General features: G+C 71.6%; 20 protein-coding genes. 14 read left to right on the forward strand and 6 right to left on the reverse strand.

Going from position 1 to position 19159, the window contains the following annotated elements; genetic code table 11:
* Window positions 1–128 precede the first annotated feature (128 nt).
* Both L2C96_RS40530 and L2C96_RS40535 read left to right on the forward strand, forming a co-directional pair.
* Entirely contained in the window at window positions 129–740 is a 612-nt protein-coding gene (locus L2C96_RS40530) for a DUF4190 domain-containing protein (RefSeq protein ID WP_027935831.1), read from the forward strand.
* A 294-nt stretch (window positions 741–1034) separates the two neighbouring features.
* On the forward strand, window positions 1035–2195 hold the full coding sequence (locus tag L2C96_RS40535) for an MFS transporter (protein ID WP_237339881.1): 1161 nt from the start codon (window positions 1035–1037) through the stop codon (window positions 2193–2195).
* Here the strand turns inward: L2C96_RS40535 and L2C96_RS40540 are convergent.
* The gene (locus L2C96_RS40540) at window positions 2140–2676 is read right to left on the reverse strand and encodes an NUDIX domain-containing protein (RefSeq protein ID WP_237339882.1); all 537 of its coding nucleotides are present in this window, start codon (window positions 2674–2676) and stop codon (window positions 2140–2142) included. The genes L2C96_RS40535 and L2C96_RS40540 overlap by 56 nt on opposite strands.
* Window positions 2677–2713: 37 nt before the next feature.
* Between L2C96_RS40540 and nucS the strand changes: the two genes are divergently transcribed.
* The 8 genes from nucS (at window position 2714) to L2C96_RS40580 (ending at window position 11421) form a co-directional block, all read left to right on the forward strand.
* Window positions 2714–3373: an endonuclease NucS gene (nucS, locus tag L2C96_RS40545; protein ID WP_026153883.1), complete on the forward strand. Its 660-nt coding sequence runs from the start codon at window positions 2714–2716 to the stop codon at window positions 3371–3373.
* A 443-nt stretch (window positions 3374–3816) separates the two neighbouring features.
* Window positions 3817–5517, forward strand: a complete 1701-nt coding sequence (locus L2C96_RS40550; RefSeq protein ID WP_027935833.1) for a sodium:solute symporter family protein — start codon at window positions 3817–3819, stop codon at window positions 5515–5517.
* Window positions 5518–5530: 13 nt separating this feature from the next.
* Window positions 5531–5803 (forward strand): hypothetical protein, encoded by a 273-nt coding sequence (locus tag L2C96_RS40555; protein ID WP_020417816.1) that lies wholly within the window; start codon window positions 5531–5533, stop codon window positions 5801–5803.
* Between the two features lie 47 nt (window positions 5804–5850).
* Window positions 5851–6843: a DUF3558 domain-containing protein gene (locus L2C96_RS40560; RefSeq protein ID WP_237339883.1), complete on the forward strand. Its 993-nt coding sequence runs from the start codon at window positions 5851–5853 to the stop codon at window positions 6841–6843.
* Between the two features lie 35 nt (window positions 6844–6878).
* Window positions 6879–7880, forward strand: a complete 1002-nt coding sequence (gene dhaK, locus L2C96_RS40565; RefSeq protein WP_237339884.1) for a dihydroxyacetone kinase subunit DhaK — start codon at window positions 6879–6881, stop codon at window positions 7878–7880.
* A 4-nt stretch (window positions 7881–7884) separates the two neighbouring features.
* Window positions 7885–8508, forward strand: coding sequence for a dihydroxyacetone kinase subunit DhaL (dhaL, locus tag L2C96_RS40570; protein ID WP_237339885.1), 624 nt, complete (start codon window positions 7885–7887; stop codon window positions 8506–8508).
* Window positions 8505–9179: a dihydroxyacetone kinase phosphoryl donor subunit DhaM gene (gene dhaM, locus L2C96_RS40575; RefSeq protein ID WP_237339886.1), complete on the forward strand. Its 675-nt coding sequence runs from the start codon at window positions 8505–8507 to the stop codon at window positions 9177–9179. Before dhaL ends, dhaM begins: the two co-directional genes overlap by 4 nt.
* A gap of 463 nt (window positions 9180–9642) precedes the next feature.
* On the forward strand, window positions 9643–11421 hold the full coding sequence (locus L2C96_RS40580; protein ID WP_237339887.1) for a 3-hydroxyacyl-CoA dehydrogenase family protein: 1779 nt from the start codon (window positions 9643–9645) through the stop codon (window positions 11419–11421).
* On the opposite strand, the gene L2C96_RS40585 is transcribed toward L2C96_RS40580, so the two are convergent.
* Window positions 11415–11621 (reverse strand): FmdB family zinc ribbon protein, encoded by a 207-nt coding sequence (locus tag L2C96_RS40585; protein WP_017987344.1) that lies wholly within the window; start codon window positions 11619–11621, stop codon window positions 11415–11417. The two genes, L2C96_RS40580 and L2C96_RS40585, sit on opposite strands and share 7 nt — an antisense overlap.
* A gap of 57 nt (window positions 11622–11678) precedes the next feature.
* On the opposite strand from L2C96_RS40585, the gene L2C96_RS40590 reads away from it, so the two are divergent.
* Window positions 11679–12803 (forward strand): alkaline phosphatase family protein, encoded by a 1125-nt coding sequence (locus tag L2C96_RS40590; protein WP_237339888.1) that lies wholly within the window; start codon window positions 11679–11681, stop codon window positions 12801–12803.
* A gap of 467 nt (window positions 12804–13270) precedes the next feature.
* Here L2C96_RS40590 and L2C96_RS40595 read toward each other — a convergent pair whose 3' ends face one another.
* Complete coding sequence (locus L2C96_RS40595; protein ID WP_237339889.1) at window positions 13271–13834, reverse strand: TetR/AcrR family transcriptional regulator; 564 nt, start codon at window positions 13832–13834, stop codon at window positions 13271–13273.
* A gap of 128 nt (window positions 13835–13962) precedes the next feature.
* Between L2C96_RS40595 and L2C96_RS40600 the strand changes: the two genes are divergently transcribed.
* The gene (locus tag L2C96_RS40600; protein WP_237339890.1) at window positions 13963–15396 is read left to right on the forward strand and encodes an MFS transporter; all 1434 of its coding nucleotides are present in this window, start codon (window positions 13963–13965) and stop codon (window positions 15394–15396) included.
* A gap of 16 nt (window positions 15397–15412) precedes the next feature.
* Window positions 15413–15712, forward strand: coding sequence for an Rv1322 family protein (locus L2C96_RS40605; protein WP_020422419.1), 300 nt, complete (start codon window positions 15413–15415; stop codon window positions 15710–15712).
* Here L2C96_RS40605 and L2C96_RS40610 read toward each other — a convergent pair.
* Window positions 15709–16245, reverse strand: coding sequence for a GNAT family N-acetyltransferase (locus L2C96_RS40610; protein ID WP_237339891.1), 537 nt, complete (start codon window positions 16243–16245; stop codon window positions 15709–15711). The genes L2C96_RS40605 and L2C96_RS40610 overlap by 4 nt on opposite strands.
* 38 nt (window positions 16246–16283) lie before the next feature.
* Between L2C96_RS40610 and L2C96_RS40615 the strand changes: the two genes are divergently transcribed.
* Window positions 16284–17036 carry an alpha/beta fold hydrolase gene (locus L2C96_RS40615; RefSeq protein ID WP_237339892.1) on the forward strand — a complete coding sequence of 251 codons (753 nt, stop codon included), beginning with the start codon at window positions 16284–16286 and terminating at the stop codon, window positions 17034–17036.
* 313 nt (window positions 17037–17349) lie between these two features.
* Here the strand turns inward: L2C96_RS40615 and L2C96_RS40620 are convergent, their stop codons facing one another.
* A complete protein-coding gene (locus tag L2C96_RS40620; RefSeq protein ID WP_237339893.1) occupies window positions 17350–18063 on the reverse strand; it encodes a maleylpyruvate isomerase family mycothiol-dependent enzyme in 714 nt (237 codons plus the stop codon).
* Window positions 18064–18073: 10 nt separating this feature from the next.
* Window positions 18074–18907 carry a phosphotransferase family protein gene (locus L2C96_RS40625; protein WP_237339894.1) on the reverse strand — a complete coding sequence of 278 codons (834 nt, stop codon included), beginning with the start codon at window positions 18905–18907 and terminating at the stop codon, window positions 18074–18076.
* Between the last annotated feature and the right edge of the window lie 252 nt (window positions 18908–19159).

The raw sequence follows: 19159 nt of genomic DNA on the forward strand, positions 1-19159 counted from the left end.
GGACGGTCCCGGTCAAGATCCACATCTGCCGGCTCGGCCGCCTGAACGCTGTTACAACCAGGAGCACGCTGCGATTGAGGGTGCGACGCAAGCGGGACGGCCCGCCGCGCACGCACTAAGGAACGCCCGTGACTCATCCGCCCTATGCCCCGCCCACGCCCGTGCAGCCGAAGAACGGCCTCGGCACCGCGGGGTTCGTCCTCGGACTCGTCGGCCTCGTGTTCGCCTTCATCCCGATCGTCGGCGTGGTGGCGTGGCCGCTGGTCATCATCGGCCTGATCCTGTCGATCGTCGGCGTTTCCCGCGCCACCAAGGGCGCCGCGACGAACAAGGGGCTCGCCATCGCGGGCGTCGTGTGCTCGGCGGTCGGCCTGGTCATCTGCATCCTGTGGACCGCCGTGTTCGGCGCCGCGGTCGACAAGGTCAACGACTCGACCCCGACCAGTGGCGACCCGGCTGCGGCAGCGCACCAGATCCTGCTCGAGGTGACCACCGGCCAGCGGAGCAACCTCAACTGGACCAGCGGGCTCAGCGTGAACAACCAGGAGATCGTCGAGGCCGGGCAGACCTGGTCCAAGACTCTCGGCGTCGAGGAACTCGGTTTCACGTCGGTCACGGTCACGCCGGTGACCACCGACATCAACGCCCAGCCGAACAGCTGCAAGATCACCGTGGACGGCAAGCCGGTCGCCGAGAACTCGAACCTGGTGGCCGCGATCTGCTCTTACACGGGCGGCTGACATGACTGAGACGACGCCCAGGAGGCGCATGTCATCGAAGCAGACGGGCCGAGTGGCGCGGCGAGGCAAAACGCGCTGGAGCAGCTCTTGGTGCTGCACTCGATCTGCCGCATCCTGATGCGGGTGCCGGTGATACGGCTGACCGCGCTAACCCGCTGATCCAGCCGGCCGGGCGCGGGGTTCCTCAGCCGAGACCCCGCGCCGTTCCATGGCCTGGGACCCGCTCCACGCGATCGGATGAACCACCGCGCCCCGCGATTGACCACACCAACCCGCCGCCCCTAAGCACGACGAGTGATCCTCCGGCGGCGCGGACCGCAGCTGGCACTCGTCGCCCTCGTGCAGGTGCTCGCCATGAGCCTCTGGTTCTCCGCCTCCACCGTGGTCCCGGCGCTCCGCGCGGAGTGGGGCCTCTCGCGGCAGGCGGGGATCCTCCTGACGATCACCGTGCAGCTCGGGTTCGCCACCGGGGCCGTCGTCTCCGCCGCCGTCAACCTCGCCGATCGCGCCCGGCCGCAGGTCCTCCTCGCCGCCGGCAGTGCTCTCGGTGCGGCCGCCACGTTCGCGTTCCCGTCGGCCGGTCCCGCCGCGGCCGCGCCGCTCCGGTTCCTCACCGGGTTCGCCCTCGCGGCCGTCTACCCGGTCGGCATGAAGATCGTCGTCTCCTGGTTCCCGCGTCAGCGCGGGACCGCCCTCGGCGTGCTCGTCGGCGCGCTGACCCTCGGCTCCGCGCTGCCCAGCCTTCTCAGCACCGGCCACTGGCGGACCGTCCTGGCCATCGCCGCGACGCTCGCCCTCCTCGCCGCCCCGATCGCCCTCACCCTGGTCCGCCCCGGCCCGGACTGGCGCCCGTCACCACCCTGGGAACCCCGCTACCTGCTCCGCATGGCCCGCGACCGGGCGCAACGGCTGGTCTGCCTCGGCTACTTCGGCCACATGTGGGAGCTGTACGCGCTGTGGGCCTGGCTGCCCAGCTATATCGCGGCCGCGGGCGACGGCGACAGCTTCACCACCATCGGCGTCGCGGGCGTCGCCGGGGCACTGCTCGGCGGCGTTCTCGCCGACCGCTTCGGCCGCACAGCCGTCACCGCCGCCGCCATGCTCACCAGCGCCGCCTGCGGCCTGCTGTCCGTCGCCGCGTGGGGAACGCTCCTGCTCGCGCCGCTGCTGCTCGTGTGGGGCGCCGCCGTGATCGCCGACTCCGCGCAGTTCTCCGCGGCCCTGTCCGAGGTCGCCGACCCGCGCTACGCCGGCACCGCGCTCACCGCGATGACCGCCGCCGGGTTCGTCGTCAGCGCGATCACCATCCAGCTGCTCCCGCTGCTCGCCGACCTCACCGGCTGGCGCGACGCGGTCGCCCTGCTGTCGATCGGCCCGCTCCTCGGCGCTGTCGCGATGGTCAGCGTTCGTGCAGCAGCAGGAGCCCGTACGCCGCGATCGACTGGGCGTCCGTGATCTTCCCGCGCGCGATCATCTTCTCGAACTCGTCCCGGCTGAACCACGCCGTGCGCATGTCCTGTTCCTCGTGCTCGCGCTCGTGCGGGCCCTCGACCAGCTCCGTCGCCAGATAGACCCGGCCGCGCTGGCTCGACATGCCCGGCGCGACGTCCAGCAGCCCGAGGTCGGTCAGCGAACCGGCCACCAGCCCGGTCTCCTCCCGCAGCTCCCGCGCCGCCAGCTCCAGCGGGTCCACCTCGGCCAGCCCGGGCGCGGTGCCCTGCGGGAACTCCCAGCGCCGCAGGCCGAGCGGGTACCGGTACTGCTCGACCAGGTGCAGCCGGTCGCCGTCGAGCGGGACGACCAGCGCGTAGTCCGGCTTGTCGACCACGCCGTAAATGCCGGGCGAGCCGTCCGGGCGGCGGATGTCGTCCTCGCGCACCGTCATCCAGTTGTTCCGGTACACCTCGCGGGAGCCGAGCCGTTCGATGGGATCCACGCGACCAGTCTGCCGAAGCATCTTCTACCCTCGCCGGGTGCGTCTCGTGATCGCTCGTTGCCAAGTGGACTACGCCGGCCGTCTGACGGCCCACCTCCCGATGGCCACCCGGTTGCTGCTCATCAAGGCGGACGGCTCGGTGTCGGTGCACTCCGACGACCGCGCCTACAAGCCGCTGAACTGGATGAGCCCGCCGTGCTGGCTCATCGAGGACGGCGACGTCTGGACGGTGCAGAACAAGGCGGGCGAGAAGCTCGTCATCACCATCGAGGAGCGGATCGACGAGATCAGCCACGACCTGGGCGCCGAGCCGGGCCTGCAGAAGGACGGCGTCGAGGCGCACCTGCAGGAGCTGCTGGCCGAGCACATCACCACGCTCGGCGAGGGGTACACGCTGGTCCGCCGCGAGTACCCGACGGCGATCGGGCCGGTGGACATCCTCGCCCGCGACGCCGACGGCGGCTCGGTCGCGGTGGAGATCAAGCGCCGCGGCGAGATCGACGGCGTGGAGCAGCTGACCCGCTACCTGGAGCTGCTCAACCGCGACCCGCTGCTGGCGCCGGTGCAGGGCGTGTTCGCCGCACAGCTGATCAAGCCGCAGGCCCGCACCCTGGCCGAGGACCGCGGCATCCGCTGCCTGACGCTGGACTACGACGCCCTCCGCGGCACCGAATCGGACGACCTCCGCTTGTTCTGAACACGCGAATTCGCCGCACCACGCCGGACGTGGTGCGGCGCATCCCTGTTTCACGTCAAAGGCTGTTGACGATCGCGCTGATCAGGTTGATCAAGCCGTAGACCAGGTCGTTCAGGCTCACCGGGGTCCTCCCTCGAAGGTTTCAACGGTTGGTACGCCGCCGTTCCACGGCGGCGGGGAAATGCAATCGAAGGCGCATTACCAGCCGGTAACCGGCGCTTTCCCCGATGTTTCACACCTCCCATGACGTGGATCACGGTCACGATCGGGTGCCGAGTTGCGGCGGGTGACACCGCGCGGTTGGGTTGTCACCGGTTTGATCTCGACACGGTCAAGGCGCGACCGCTGGCGTGCACGGCTGGGATACCGCGTAGTAATGTGCGCTCGTCACTCGATCGTGGTGATTCTTGTTCGGAGATGTTGGACTCCCGGAGGTGGCATCGGTGCCCGTCCTAGCCGCAGCGAACCTGCGACTTGATGCGCACGCGATCGACTACGTGTTGCTCGCGTTCTACTTCGTGCTGGTGCTCGGCATCGGCTACCTGGCCCGGAAACAGGTGTCGAGCAGCATCGACTTCTTCCTGTCCGGCCGCTCCCTGCCCGCCTGGGTCACCGGGCTCGCCTTCATCTCCGCCAACCTCGGCGCCATCGAAGTGATGGGGATGTCGGCCAACGGCGCGCAGTACGGCCTGCCCACGGCCCACTACTTCTGGATCGGCGCCATCCCGGCGATGCTGTTCCTCGGCATCGTGATGATGCCCTTCTACTACGGGTCGAAGGTCCGCAGCGTGCCGGAGTTCATGCGGCGCCGCTTCGGCACCGGCGCCCACCTGACGAACGGCATCAGCTTCGCGCTGGCCCAGATCCTCATCGCGGGCGCGAACCTGTACCTGCTGGCCAGCGTGGTGAACCTGCTGCTGGGCTGGCCGATCTGGTTCTCGATCGTCATCGCCGCGGTCATCGTGCTCGCCTACACCGCGCTCGGCGGCCTGTCCGCGGCCATTTACAACGAGGTGCTGCAGTTCTTCGTCATCGTCGCCGCGCTGGTGCCGCTGACGATCGTCGGTCTCTACAAGGTCGGCGGCTGGGACGGCCTGGTCGACAAGGTCACCAACGGCCCCGGCGGCGCGGAGCAGCTGAGCTCCTGGCCCGGTAACCAGCTCACTGGCTTCGGCAGCAACTTCCTGTCCGTGCTCGGCCTGGTGTTCGGCCTCGGGTTCGTGCTGTCGTTCGGCTACTGGACCACGAACTTCGTCGAGGTCCAGCGCGCGATGGCCTCGAAGAGCATGTCGGCGGCGCGCCGCACACCGATCATCGGCGCGTTCCCGAAGATGCTGGTCCCGTTCATCGTGATCATCCCGGGCATGATCGCCGCGGTCACGGTCACCGAGCTGCAGGGCGAGAACAAGCAGGCCCTGATCGACGGCGGGTCCGCGCCCAGCGGCGCGACCTTCAACGACGCGCTGCTGCTGCTCATGCGCGACCTGCTGCCCAACGGTGTGCTGGGCGTCGCGATCGCCGGTCTGCTGGCCTCGTTCATGGCAGGCATGGCGGCGAACCTGAGCTCGTTCAACACCGTGTTCACGTACGACATCTGGCAGGCCTACATCAAGAAGGACAAGCCGGACTCGTACTACCTGAACATGGGCCGCTGGGTCACCGCGGGCGCCACGATCCTGGCCATCGGCACGGCGGGCATCGCCTCGCAGTACTCCAACCTGATGGACTACCTGCAGCAGCTGTTCTCGTTCTTCAACGCGCCGCTGTTCGCCACCTTCATCCTCGGCATGTTCTGGAAGCGGATGACGCCGGCGGCGGCGTGGATCGGTCTGCTGTCCGGTACCGCGTCGGCCATCGTGGTGTTCCTGCTCGCCGAGACCGGCGTGTGGGACCTGCCCGGCCAGGGCGCCAGCTTCATCGGCGCCGGCGCTGCGTTCGTGGTCGACATCGTGGTCAGCGTCGCGGTGACCATGGTGACCAAGCCCCGCGAGGCCTCCGAGCTGACCGGGCTGGTCTACTCGCTCACCCCGAAGGAGACGCGCCGGCACTCCACCACCGGCGAGGACGCGGGCTGGTACCGCAACCCGGGCCTGCTCGCGGGCATCGTCCTGGTCATCACGATCGCGCTGAACATCGCCTTCTAGGAGGTTGGCAGACATGGCTAGCGAAACCCCCGCGCGCACGCGCCGGGCAGGCGCGTTCGACATCCGGCTGATCATCGCTTTGCTGACCGGCGTCTACGGCGTGGTCCTGACGATCATGGGCATCGCGTTCACCGACGACGCCGAGCTGCAGAAGGCGGCGGGCGTGAACATCAACCTGTGGGCAGGCATCGGCCTGCTGATCTTCACCGCCCTGTTCGTGCTGTGGGCGGTCGTGCGGCCGATCCGGGTCCCGGTGTCGGAAGGCGACGAGACCCCGGCCGAATAGGCAGGTTCGGAACATCCCGGCGAGGCCGGGCGGCTACCGTGCACCGCGTGCACCATGTCGCCCGGCCTCGCCGTTTCGTCCCCGTGGTCCTGCTCGCCCTGACCGTCTCCGCGTGCGCCGGACCCGACCTCGGCAAGCAGAACTTCCCGCGCACGACCGTCACGCAGACCAGCGCCGCCACCGGCCCGATCGACGACGCCGCGGTCAGCCTGGACGCGCTGCGCACCGTCGACCCGTGCGGGATGTTGCAGGGAGACACCGTCACCGGCGTCGGCACGCCGGTCGAGGACAGCCTCCACTCGACCGGGCTGGACGGCTGCGCCGTCGAGGTCACCGACGCGGGCGGCAAGGAGGCGCGGCTGAGCCTCACGATGGGGGAGACGCTCCTGCTGTCCTCCGCGACCCAGGTCGGCACCGTCGAAGGCCTGCCGGTCGTCGAGCGCGACCTGGACGACCCGGACACCGCCGAGGAGGAGGGCTGCGTGGTCACCGCGGTCACCTCCGAGACGCCGGCCATCGGCATCTCCGTCCAGGTCACCTACCAGGGCGGGGACGCGTGCGGCACCGGCCTGACCGTCATCCGCGAGGTCGTCGCCAAGATGCACGGCTCGCCGCCCCGGATGACCCGCGCGGCGAACTCGGCCGTGCCGCTCGACCCGTGCGCGCTGGTGGACGACACCGTCGCCGCCGAGGTCCTCGGCCGCAGCACCGCCAAGCGGCCCGGCGGCCTGCACGAGTGCCACTGGTCGGGCGGCAACGCCACCGGCTACCTGCGCATCTCCGAGACCGTCGAGCCGTCCGACGGCGACGACGGAACGCGCGTGGACCTGGGCGGCGGGATCACCGGCTACCAGGAGAAACGGACCACGGCGGGCAACAGCTGCACCATCGAGTGGACCCACCTGCGGACCGGCGACGGCGAGGGCGAGGTGGTCAAGTTCGAGTACGACAACTTCCACGACGACGCCGCCGGGGACGACTCGTGCGGGAAAGCGCGTCGCATCGTCGACACGATCCTGCCGAAGCTGCCCAAGTCCTGATAGGAAAGGGGCGACGACGGAGTCAGGAGGCGGGCATGAAGAAGATCATCAACGATCCGGCGGACGTGGTCACCGAGTCGCTGCGCGGGCTGGCCGCCGCGCACGCGGACATCCTGCGGGTCCAGGAGGATCCCAACGTGGTCGTGCGCGCCGACGCGCCGGTGGACGGCAAGGTCGCGGTGATCTCCGGCGGCGGGTCCGGGCACGAGCCGCTGCACGGCGGGTTCGTCGGCCTCGGCATGCTCGACGCGGCGGTGCCCGGCGCGGTGTTCACCTCGCCCACGCCGGACGCGGTGCAGGCCGCCATCAGCGCGACCACCGGCGCGGCCGGGGCTCTGCTGATCGTCAAGAACTACACCGGTGACGTGCTGAACTTCGAGACCGCGGGCGAGCTGGCCGCGGCCGAGGACCTGGACGTGCGCAGCGTGGTGATCGACGACGACGTCGCGGTCGCCGATTCGACCTACACCGCGGGACGGCGGGGCGTCGGCGGCACGGTGCTCTTGGAGAAGATCACCGGCGCCGCGGCCGAGCGGGGCGATTCGCTGGACGCGGTGGAAGCGCTGGCGCGCAAGGTCATCGGCCAGGTCCGGTCGATCGGGGTCGCGCTCACCGCGCCGACCGTGCCGCACGTCGGCGAGCCCAGCTTCGACCTCGGCGCCGACGAGATCGAGTTCGGCATCGGCATCCACGGCGAGCCGGGCCGGGAGCGGATCAAGGCCGAGCCCGCCGACGAGCTGGTGGCGCGCATGGTCGGGGCGGTCGTCGAGGACCTGCCGTTCACCGAGGGCGACCGGGTGCTGCTGTTCACCAACTCGATGGGCGCCACCCCGCTGGTCGAGCTGTACCTCGCGCACGGCATCGCCGAGCGGCTGCTGGCCGATCGCGGCATCATGGTCGAACGCCGGCTGGTGGGCCCCTACATCACCAGCCTGGAGATGCAGGGCATCAGCCTGACCCTGCTGAAGCTCGACGACGAGCTGACCGAACTGTGGGACGCGCCGGTGAACACCGCCGCACTGCGCTGGAAGGCCTGAGGACATGGGATGCACGCCGGAGGGCGTCGCGAACGCGTTGCGGGGCGCCGCGGCCGTGATCGCCGAGCACCGCGCCGAGCTGATCGAACTCGACCGGGCCATCGGGGACGGTGACCACGGCGAGAACATGAACCGCGGGTTCCAGGCCGTGGTGGCCGCGCTGGACAGCGGCGTGCCGGAAACGCCGGGCGGGGTGCTCAAGCTCGCGGCGACGACGTTGATCTCGAAGGTCGGCGGCGCGGCGGGGCCGTTGTACGGCACGGCTTTCCTGCGGGCGTCGACGGTCGTGTCGAACCAGCCGGAGCTGGGCGCGGCGGAGGTCGTGGCCGCGTTGCGGGCCGGGCTGGAAGGCGTGCAGGCGCGCGGCAAGGCGGTCGAGGGCGACAAGACGATGGTCGACGCGCTGCTGCCCGCGGTCGCGGCGGCGGAGAAGGCGGGCGGCGGGGACGTCGCGGCGGTCCTGTCGGCGGCCGCCGAGGGCGCCGCGACCGGTGCGGAGTCCACTGTGGACCTGGTTGCGCGGAAGGGCAGGGCGTCCTACTTGGGCGAGCGCAGCGCGGGGCACCTCGACCCGGGCGCGCGCTCGACGGCGCTGCTGCTCGCCGCGTTCGCCGAGGCGGCCCGATGAGCGTCGGCCTGGTGCTGGTGTCGCACAGCGCGAAGCTCGCCGAAGGGGTCGCCGAGGTCGCCGCGCAGATGGCGCCCGACGTGACGATCGTGCCCGCGGGCGGCCTGCCCGGTGGCGGGATCGGCACGGACTACGACTCGGTCGTGGCGGCGGTGCAGCGCGCCGATTCCGGGTCCGGGGTCGTGCTGCTCTACGACCTGGGCAGCGCGCAGATGACGGCGGAGCTCGCGGTCGAGTCGCTGGCCGACCCGGGCGCCGTGGTGGTGGCGGACGCGCCGCTGGTGGAGGGCACGGTCGCGGCGGCGGTGGCGGCGCAGAACGGAGCCGATCGGGCCGGGGTGCTGGAGGCCGCCTCGGCGGCCGCCGCGCCTCCGGAGCTGGCCGCGACCGCCGAGCCGGCCACCGACTGCGTGGAGCTCACGCTGACCAACGAGGTGGGCCTGCACGCCCGCCCCGCGGCGGTGCTGGCGCGCAGCCTGGCCGCGCTGGAGGCCGAGGTGAGCGTCCGGCTGGGCGACCAGGAGGCCGACGCGCACAGCGTGCTGGCGCTGATGGCGCTCGGCGCGCGGAAGGGCGACCGGATCCAGGTGCGCGCGGGAGGCCCCCAGGCGGCCGAGGCGCTGCGCGTGGTGCAGGACCTGGTGGAGGACAACTTCGGCGACCCCGCCTGACGGTTTCGCCTGTCGTTGGGCACCTCCCCGGGCGGGGCGCACCCGCGGCCCGCGCTTTCGGTTCGCGTTGCGCGCCCCTGGCCGCGAGCCCCGCGCTGCTGGTCGTGACCCCGCGCTGCTGGTCGCGAGTCCCACGCTCCTGGCCGCGCGTTTGGCGCTCGCTGCCGCGAGTCCCGCCGCTCATCGGCGCGAGTCCGATGCTCCCGCGCTGCGAGGTCCACGCTCCTGGCCGTTCGGCGCTCGCTGCAGGGCCGGCCGGGAGCCTCGCGCTCCAGGTTCACCGTCCGCGCACGACGAGTTCCCCGTCCAGCGGCACTGGACCGTCGCCTGCCTTTTCCCGTCTCCCCGTGCCAAGCCCGGCGGTGGTGGAACTCGCGCGGGTGCACCTGATTCGATACACCTCCCGTCCGGTCGTCGCGCGTGGCACCATCGAGGGCTACCGACGAGTAACCCGGAGGCCGCTATGGCGCGGACGATCGAAACGGCAGGCGTGGTCGGGCTCGGCACGATGGGCTCCGGGATCGCGGAGGTCCTGGCCCGCAGCGGCATCCGGGTCATCGGCGTCGAGGTGGACGCCGCCGCGGTGGAGCGCGCCCGCGGGCACGTCGAGCAGTCCACCGCCCGCGCCCTCACCGGCGGCAAGCTCGACGAGGACGACCGCGCGGCCCTGCTCGCCCGCATCACCTACACCACCTCGCTGACCGACCTCGCCGACGCCGACCTGGTCATCGAGGCCGTCCCGGAGAGCCTCGGCCTCAAGGCCGAGGTGTTCGCCCAGCTGGACAAGATCGTCGGCCCCGACGTGGTGCTCGCGTCGAACACGTCGTCCCTGTCGGTCACTGAGGTCGGCGTGCACACCTCCCGCCCCGGCAAGGTCGTCGGGATGCACTTCTTCAACCCGGCGCCCGTGCTCAAGCTGGTCGAGATCGTGCGGACCGTCGTCACCGAGCCGGACGTGATCGCCGACGTCACCGGGTTCGCCGAGCGCCTCGGCAAGACGCCGGTGGTCATCGGAGACCGCGCGGGGTTCATCGCCAACGCCCTGCTGTTCGGCTACCTGAACCACGCGGTGCGGATGTTCGAGCAGCGCTACGCCACGCGCGAGGACCTCGACGCGGCGATGCGCCTCGGCTGCGGGTACCCGATGGGACCGCTCGCGCTGCTCGACCTGATCGGGCTGGACACCGCCTACGAGATCCTCGAGTCGATGTACCGGCAGTCGCGCAACCGGTTGCACGCGCCCGCGCCGCTGCTCAAGCAGATGATCACCGCGGGTCTGCTCGGCCGGAAGTCCGGTCGCGGGTTCTACACCTACGAGGGCCCGGATTCACCGGTCGTCGTCGACTCGGCGCCCGGCGTCGCGCCCGCGGACCCCGGCGAGGTGCGGCCGGTGCGCTCGGTCGGCGTGATCGGTACCGGCACGATGGCGACCGGGATCGCGGAGGTGTTCGCCAAGCGCGGGTACGACGTCGTGCTCCGCGCCCGCACCACCGACAAGGCCGAGGCGGCGGTGGCGCGGATCGCCAAGTCGGTGAACCGGGCGGTGTCGAAGGGCAAGCTGTCGGAGTCGGACGGCGCCGCGGCGCTGGCCCGGGTCACGCCGGTCGCCGACTTCACCGCGTTGTCCAGTGTGGACCTTGTGGTCGAGGCCGTGGCCGAGGAGCTCGCGGTCAAGCAGGAGGTGTTCGCCGCGCTGGACGCGGTGGCCAAGCCGGGCGCGATCCTCGCGACGACGACGTCGTCGCTGCCGGTGATCGAGTGCGCGGCCGCGACCGAGCGCCCCGGGGACGTGGTCGGGCTGCACTTCTTCAACCCGGCGCCGGTGATGAAACTGGTTGAGGTGGTGCGCACGATCGCCACCGCGCCCGACGTCGTGGCCACCGCGCACGCGGTCTGCGCGGCGATCGGCAAGCATCCGGTGCACTGCGGCGACCGGGCCGGTTTCATCGTGAACGCGCTGCTTTTCCCGTACCTGAACGACGCGGTGAAGATGCTCGAGGCGCACTACGCGCAGGCCGCGGACATCGACACCGCGATGAAGGTCGGGTGCGGGCTGCCGATGGGCCCGTTCGAGCTGCTGGACGTCGTCGGTCTCGACGTGTCGCTGGCGATCCAGCGGACCCTGTTCAACGAGTTCCGCGAGGAGGGCTTCGCGCCGGCGCCGCTGCTGGAGCACCTCGTCACGGCCGGGCGGCTGGGCCGCAAAACGGGGAAGGGGTTCGCGGACTACACCGTTCAGTGACCGCAGCCGCAGGCGCCGCCGCAACAACCGCCACCCGCCGGCGCACCGGCGGCCGAACCGGTCAGGGCGACGGTCGTCAGCAGTTTGACCGTGTCGGTGTGGCCCTCGGGGCAGGTCGCGGGCGCGCTCGACTCGCTCATCGGACGGTTCACCTCGAAGGTGCCGGTGCACTCGCGACAGCGGTAGGCGTAGGTCGGCATGTCGTCATTATCGGGTAAGGCGTGCGCTCGGAGCCACCTTCCTGCCAAGCTGGCCAGGTGGAGCTGCCAACGTTGTCCGGCCAGGGGCATCTCGCCGAGGTGGTGCCGTCGGTGCTCGCGACGCTGGGTGTGCCCGGCTGCGCGGACACGCTCGGCCTGCCCGAGGCTGCCGGTGCTTGTGTGTTGCTGATCGACGGTCTGGGTGCGGAGCTGTTGCGCGCGCACGCCGCGGACGCGCCGGTGCTGACCGAGCTGGCGCAGGGGACGCTGACGGTCGGCTGTCCGTCGACGACGGTCGCCGGACTGGCCGCGATCGGGACCGGAGTCGCGTCGGGGGAGCACGGCATGGCGGGGTACACGTTCGAGGTGCCCGGCTGCGGGGTGCTCAACGCCCTGCGCTGGCGGGAGCACCCGGGCGGCGGCGAGCTGGACCTGCGGCCGGAGGACGTCCAGCCGTTGCCCACGACGTTCGAGCGGGCGGCCGCGGCGGGTGTCGAGGCGGTGGTGGTGGCCGAGGCGAAGTTCGGGAACTCGCCGCTGACGCGGGCGGTGCAGCGCGGCGCGGAGTACCGCGGCGTTTACGCGATGGGCGACCTGGCCGCGGAGACGCTGCGCACCCTGCGCGAGTCGCCTGGTTTCTGCTACGCCTACCACGGCCAGCTGGACGAGCTCGGCCACCGGTACGGCCCCGGTTCGCCGGCGTGGGTGATGCAGCTGCGGCAGGTCGACCGGCTCGTCGAGTCGCTTGTGGACGGTCTGCCGCCCGGCCGGCTGCTGGCCGTGGTGGCCGACCACGGAATGGTCGCGCTGGGCGAGGACGTGATCGACATCGACGTGACGCCGGAGTTGCGGTCCGGAGTGCGGGTGTTCGGCGGGGACCCGCGGGTGCGGCACGTGTACACCGAGCCCGGCGCGACGGAGGACGTGCTGGCCACGTGGCGCTCGGTGCTGGGTTCACGGGCGTGGGTGACACGCCGGGACGAGGCGATCGCGGCGGGCTGGCTGGGACCGCGGGTGAGCGACCGGGTGCGCTCCCGCTTCGGCGACGTGATAGCCGCGGCCCGGGACGACTTCGGGATGCTGCGCCGCACCGCGGAGCCGCTGGAGTCGCAGCTGATAGGACAACACGGCTCGATGACGTCCGCCGAGCAACTGGTCCCGCTGGCGATCGCCCACCGCTGAGGGGCCGGGCGGCTGGTGCTGTTGGCGGTTGCGGGTGGTTGAGGGGCGGGCGGCTGGTTCCGCTGGTGATCGCGCCACTGCTGAGCGCTGGGCGGCTGGTGCCGTTGGCGGTTGCGGGTGGTTAAGGGGCCGGGCGGCTGGTTCCTCTGGTGATAGCGCCACCGCTGAGCGCTGGGCGGCTGGTGCTGTTGGCGGTTGCGGGTGGTTGTGGGGCTGGGCGGCTGGTTCCGCTGGTGATCGCGCCACCGCTGAGCGCCGGGCGGCCGGTTCTGCTGGCGGTTGCCCGCCGTTGCGGCACCGCGCCTCGTCTGCTGGTGATCACCCACCGCTGAGGCGCCAGTTCCGCCCGGGCTGCTGTCGGTCGTGATCGGGCCAGGTGGGTGGGCGGGGCCGCCCGCTCGTGGAGAGTCCCGGTCGCCGGGGATTTCCGTCGCCGAGGAATCCCCGGGTGCTGGATTCCCGCCGGGTCAGGGCTTCGGTCGGCGCAGGCCGTCGAGCAGCACGGTGAGCAGTCGTTCGGCCGTCTCGTCGCTGCCTTCCGCGGCCACGCCCACCCCGTGCCCGAGCAGCAGCAGGTCGCGCGGCCGCACGTCGTCGCGGATGGCGCCGCTTTCCTGCGCTCGGCTGAGCAGCACGGCGGCCGCGTCGTTGATCAGCGTCTTGCACGCGGCGAACGTCTCGGAGTCCCGGTCCATCGCCGCCTTCAGCGTGGCCGCCAGCCCCCGCTTGTGCAGCACGAACGCGACCTGCTCGCGCATCCACAGCTCCAGCGCCTCCGCCGGCTCGTGCTCCTCCAGCAGCCGGTGCGCGGCGGAGCTGAGCGTTTCGATGTCGTCGCGGTAGACGGCTTCGATCAGCGTCTCCCGAGTCGGGAAGTGCCGGTAGAGGGTGCCCGCGCCGACGGAGGCCCGGCGCGCGATGTCGTCCAGCGGGGCGTCCGGTCCGTGCTCCCGGAACGCCTCGCGCGCCGTGACCAGGATCCGTTCGTAGTTGCGCCGCGCGTCAGCCCGCATCGGCCGCGGTGCCGTCATGCGCCTCACTCCAAAACCGGACACATTCTCCGGATACCCTTGCGCAACCGGAGACGTTCTCCATATGCTAGCTCCATCGAAGCGGAGAGTTCGTCCGCTTCTGTCGTCCTCTTTTCGATGGAGACTTCTTGTCTGAGACAACGCTGCCCGCGTCCGGCACGGCTGTCGCCGCGACCGCGGCGCGGCCACGCCCCGGCGTGGTGCTGGCAACCCTGCTCACCTGCCAGTTGATGATCGTCCTCGACATCACCGTCATGAACGTCGCGCTGCCCCGGATCCAGGCCGACCTCGGGTTCACCCCGGCCTCGCTGAGCTGGGTGATGTCGAGCTACACCCTCGTCTTCGGCGGTCTGCTGCTGCTCGGCGGACGCGCGGGCGACCTCTTCGGCCGCAAGCGGATGTTCGTCGGCGGCGTGCTGCTGTTCACCGTGGCCTCGCTCGCCGGTGGCCTGGCCGGATCGGCCGAGTGGCTGATCGTCGCCCGGATCGCGCAAGGCCTCGGCGCCGCCGCCGCGGGGCCGAGCACGCTGGCCCTGCTCACCACGACCATCACCGAATCCCGCGCCCGGCTGCGCGCGCTCGCCCTGTTCTCCGGCATGTCCAGCGCCGGGTTCGCGGTCGGTCTCATCCTCGGCGGGCTGCTCACCGAGTGGCTGTCGTGGCGGGCCGTGCTGTTCATCAACGTGCCGTTCGGACTGGTCGTGGCCGCACTGGCCGCCCGGTTCGTCGTGGAGCCGCCGCGCCAGCGGGCACGGCTCGACCTGCCCGGCGCGGTGACCGGGACGGTGGGCGTCGCGGCCCTCGTCTACGGCTTCATCCGCGCCGCCGAGGCGGGCTGGTCGGACACGCTGACGTTGGCCTCGCTGATCGGCGGAGTGGTGCTGCTCGGCGCTTTCCTCGCCGTCGAGGTCCGCACCGCCGAGCCGCTGCTGCCGCTGCGGCTGTTCGCCGACCGCAACCGCGCCGCCGCCTACGCCAACTTCTTCCTCGGCCCGATGGCCGGCATGTCGATGTTCTTCTTCCTCACCCAGTACCTGCAGGACGTGCGGGGCATGAACGCGCTGGGCACCGGGTTCGCGTTCCTGCCCATGGCGCTGCTGGTGTTCGCGCTGAGCCGGGCCATCCCGCGGCTGCTGCCGCGGTTCGGGCCCAAGCCGGTCGCGATCGCCGGGACGCTGTCGATGATCGCCGGGGTTGGCTGGCTGACGCAGCTGGGAACCGGCACCGCCTACCTGACCGGTGTGCTCGGCCCGATGGTCCTCATGGGACTGGGCATGGGACTGGCCTTCTCGCCGCTCAACGTGATCATCATGGGCAGCGTCCCGGCTCGCGACGCCGGCGCCGCGGATGGTGTGCTGCAGACGATGCAGCAGACCGGCGCGACCCTCGGCCTCGCCATCCTGGTCACCATCTTCGGCGCGGCCACCCGCACCGCGACCGGCTCGCCGCACGACGTGCTGGTCACCGGGATGACGGCCGCGTTCACCGGCTCGGTGGTGATCGCGTGCCTCACCTTCGTGGTGGCACTCACCTTCCGCCGCGACGCGGACCGCGCCGCGTAGGCGTTACCGTGGCCGGGTGCCCCGCCGCAACCGACCACACCGTGGCCGCCCCGACGCCGACCGCGCCGGGGCGGCTCCCGGTTGGGCGCACGCCGAGTCCGGTCCGGACGGTGACTGGCTGGTGCGCAGCGTCCCGGGCAGCCAGGCGACCAAGGTGTACCGCTGTCCCGGGTGCGACCACGAAATCCAGCCCGGCGTGCCGCACGTGGTGGCCTGGCCCGCCGACGAGCTCGGCTCGGTGGCCGACCGCAGGCACTGGCACCGCGCCTGCTGGAACGCCCGCGACCGCCGCGGCCCGACCCGCAAGCGCTTCTAGGCCCGCCGCGCGTCTCCGCGCTTCGGAATCTTCCGGAAGTGCCGGGACACCGCGCCGTCGTAGAAGGTCTCGGTGTACGCGGTGAACCCGAGCCGCTCCGCGACGCGCAGCGACGGCTCGTTGGCGATGTTCACGCTGATCTGCACCGGGAACTCGGGCAGCTCCCGCTCCGCCCAGTCGACCACGGCCCGCGCCATCTCCGTGGCGTAGCCGCGTCCCCACGCCTCCGGGCGGAAGCGGTAGTAGAGGTTCAGCAGCCGGACGCCGCCGAACTCCAGGTGCTGCAGCCCGCCGATGCCGGCGACCGCACCGGTGGCGAGCGGCACCACCGCGAGGTAGCCGAACCCGTGGGCCTTCCAGTGCTCGAGCCAGGCCGTGAGCTTGACCTCGGTCTCCTCCTCGCTGGGCGGCGCTGGGTGGTAGCGGTTGGTCCGCGGGTCGGTCTGGATCTCGACGACGTCGTCCCGGTCCTCCGGGCCCAGTGGCCGCAGCAACAGGCGGTCAGTGCGGATCTCCCGCCACTCGACGCTCACAGGGCGACGGTAGCGCGCCGGTCCAGCACAATCTCGGTATGGCTGATCTTCCCCTGGTCCTCCTCCACGCGTTCCCGGTGGACGCCCGCATGTGGAACCCCGTCCGCGGCGGCCTGACCACCCGGCACCGGCTGATCACGCCCGACCAGCGTGGCCTCGGGCGGACGCCGCTGCCCGGGACCGACCGCGAACCCAGCCTCGACGACGCGGCCCGGGACGTGATCGCCCTGCTCGACAAGCTCGAACTCGAGCAGGTCGTGCTCGGCGGCTGCTCCATGGGCGGCTACGTGACCATGGCCGTGCTGCGCGCCGCACCCGAGCGTGTCGCCGGGCTGGTGCTCATCGACACGAAGGCGACCGCGGACGCGCCCGAGGCCGCGCAGGCCCGGCGGGACCTGGCGCAGCGCGCGGAGTCCGAGGGCGTGACCGGCTGGCTCGCCGACGCCATGCTGCCGAACGTGCTCAGCGTCGAGACCCGCCAGACCCGCCCGGACGTGGTCGAGACGGTGCGCGACCTCATCGACAGCCAGCCCCCGGCGGGCGTGGCGTGGGCCGCCCGAGCGATGGCCAACCGGCCGGACTCCACCGAGCTGCTGGCGGCCACCGACGTGCCCGCGCTGGTGATCGTGGGCGAGGACGACGGACTCACCCCACCCGACGGCGCACAGGCGATGGCGGAGACGCTGCCCAGCGGCGAACTGGTGGTGGTGCCCCAGGCCGGGCACCTCACGCCGCTGGAAGCGCCGGCGATGGTCGCGGAGGCGATCCTGGGTTGGTGGCCTTTCGCGTGAGTGGGCTCGGCTGAGGCTGGGTGCTTTCGCTGGGGCAATGGCCTAGTTGGCTGGTTGGTGCGGGGCAGTCATGTCTGACGGCGGCCACCTTGCGGCGCTTGAAGGCGCCGGTCGTGGATTGCCGAGGCGATCCTGGGCTGGTGGCCCGTCGCGTGTGCGTGCTTGGTTGCGTTCGCTGGGCAGCTCACTAGGGGAGAGTCGGCTGCCTACCGCGGGCAGTCGTGCGCACGGCGCCGCCGCGCCGCGGCGCGCAAGCCACCACAGCCGGAACGCCCCCTGCGCGCCCCAGCCACCGCGACCAGCCCCCGCCCGGCTAATTCAGTTGAGAAACATCAACGAACTCCTTGAGGGCCCCCGCGTCGCCGAGTACCTCGACGTCTTCGGGAGCCTTCCGGCGCCACAGCAGCAGCAACAGGTCCGACGCCGTCCCGCGGACCGCCGTCGTGGCCTTCCGGTGCTCGGCCGTCACCGACCAGCCCGCGCCGGACGGCTGGACCAGCCACTCGCCCGGACCGTCCGTCGCGTGCAGGTGCACGTCCGCCCGGAAGCCGGGCGGCGGGACGTCCGGGAGGAAGAACCGCAGGAACTCGTCGATCCCGTCCACCGCGAGCTCCCGCTCGACCGGTTCGTCCCGCCCCGCCGCCGACAGCGCGTCCCAGCAGTGCACCGCCGTCTCCTGGGCCATCCGGCGCTGGATGAACCCCGCGTCCTTCCGCTCCGCCCACGTCCACCTGGGCTCGGCCGGATCGAGCGCGGCCAAGACACCCGCCAGCGCCTCGACACCCTCGGCGAACCACGCCACCAGCTCGTCGTCCGCCGGACGCGGCGGCTCCCGGTAGTCGTCCGGTCCGGCAACCGCTCCGGACGCGATCTGCCGCCAGAACCAGTGGACCTCGCCGGTGTGCCAGACCAGCTCGGCCACGTCCCAGCCCGGGCACGCCGGCACCGGCGCACGCAGGTCTCGCACCGCTTCCGCCAAGCGGCCGCCGTCCCTGCGCAACGCCGTGAGGTACCCGGTCTTCTCCATGCCGGGAAAGCTAGCGGGACCCACCGACAGTCTTGAATCGCCGCAGGTCAGCCTGCGCTTCCGGCAGTCGTTCCGGGAACCGGCGCGCGATCGCGAACCGCCAGCACACCCCGAACAGGTCGCGCAGCCGCACCCACGGCGCCAGCTCGTCGGGGTCCGGCGCGTCCGGGTACGCGGCGACCGCGGCGCGGCCGTCCAGCCTGCTGGTCAGCGCCAGACACGCGAGGTCCCACGCGACCGGCCCGGCCCAGGTGTCCTCGAAGTCGACCCAGCGCGGTCCGCTCGCCGTGGCCAGCAGGTTCCCCGGGTGCGCGTCGCCGTGCAGGGCCTGCGCGCGGGCCTCAGGCAACACCGCTTCGAGCGCATCGACCTCGTCCGCCAGCTCCGCGGGCAGGTCGAACCGCGCGATCCAGGACCGGGCCTCCGCCAGCGGCCCCCGCGTGTCCAGCGCGCCCGGAAAATCCCGCAGCGCGGCGTGCAGTTCGGCCAGCGACCAGGCCACCTCGCCGGGAGAGAAGACATGATCCGGGTCGTGACGTGTGAAACGCCACAGTGTGACCGGAAGTCCGTTCGCGACATGCGGACCTGGGCTTTCGAACGGCGGCACGACCGGTGCGTCCCGCATCTCGAGGAACGACGAGAGTGCCACTTCGCGCGCCAGCGACTGGAGCACCCCGGGCCGCGCCACCAGCGTCGTTCCCGGCACCCTCGCCACGACCGCACCCAGTCTCACCAGCACGTTCGACCGCGTGGCCAGGACTTCCGGGTGCTCGGCGGGCAGGCGGAACCGCTGCCCGACCTCGACCGCGGCGGCCACGGCGGCGGTCGTGTAGCGGTCTCCCATGGCGTGATCTTCCCAGCCGGTGCGCACCAGTGTCGGGGGCGAGGGATACGATCCGGACTGGTCGCGTCGCCGCGGCCGCTGACACACCGAAGAGGATCTTGGAGGCAGGAGTGACAGCCGTAGCCCCGCAGCCGATTGTCACGCGTCCGTACCCGGCGCGACAGGAGGCCAAGGGTTCGTTGCTGCTGCGGTTGTTCCGCACGACGGACCACAAGCAGATCGGCATCATGTACCTGGTCACGTCGTTCGCCT

The sequence above is a fragment of the Amycolatopsis tucumanensis genome, assembly GCF_021654135.1.
Classification (GTDB): domain Bacteria; phylum Actinomycetota; class Actinomycetes; order Mycobacteriales; family Pseudonocardiaceae; genus Amycolatopsis_E; species Amycolatopsis_E tucumanensis.

What these genes read in the sequence shown, in the direction of transcription:
- L2C96_RS40595 (WP_237339889.1), bottom strand. Translation starts at nt 13,834, where the DNA reads ATGACGGCACCGCGGCCGATGCGGGCTGACGCGCGGCGCAACTACGAA.
- L2C96_RS40585 (WP_017987344.1), bottom strand. Translation starts at nt 11,621, where the DNA reads ATGCCGACCTACGCCTACCGCTGTCGCGAGTGCACCGGCACCTTCGAG.
- dhaK (WP_237339884.1), top strand. Translation starts at nt 6,879, where the DNA reads ATGAAGAAGATCATCAACGATCCGGCGGACGTGGTCACCGAGTCGCTG.
- dhaL (WP_237339885.1), top strand. Translation starts at nt 7,885, where the DNA reads ATGGGATGCACGCCGGAGGGCGTCGCGAACGCGTTGCGGGGCGCCGCG.
- L2C96_RS40615 (WP_237339892.1), top strand. Translation starts at nt 16,284, where the DNA reads ATGGCTGATCTTCCCCTGGTCCTCCTCCACGCGTTCCCGGTGGACGCC.
- L2C96_RS40555 (WP_020417816.1), top strand. Translation starts at nt 5,531, where the DNA reads ATGGCTAGCGAAACCCCCGCGCGCACGCGCCGGGCAGGCGCGTTCGAC.
- dhaM (WP_237339886.1), top strand. Translation starts at nt 8,505, where the DNA reads ATGAGCGTCGGCCTGGTGCTGGTGTCGCACAGCGCGAAGCTCGCCGAA.
- L2C96_RS40620 (WP_237339893.1), bottom strand. Translation starts at nt 18,063, where the DNA reads ATGGAGAAGACCGGGTACCTCACGGCGTTGCGCAGGGACGGCGGCCGC.
- L2C96_RS40625 (WP_237339894.1), bottom strand. Translation starts at nt 18,907, where the DNA reads ATGGGAGACCGCTACACGACCGCCGCCGTGGCCGCCGCGGTCGAGGTC.
- L2C96_RS40580 (WP_237339887.1), top strand. Translation starts at nt 9,643, where the DNA reads ATGGCGCGGACGATCGAAACGGCAGGCGTGGTCGGGCTCGGCACGATG.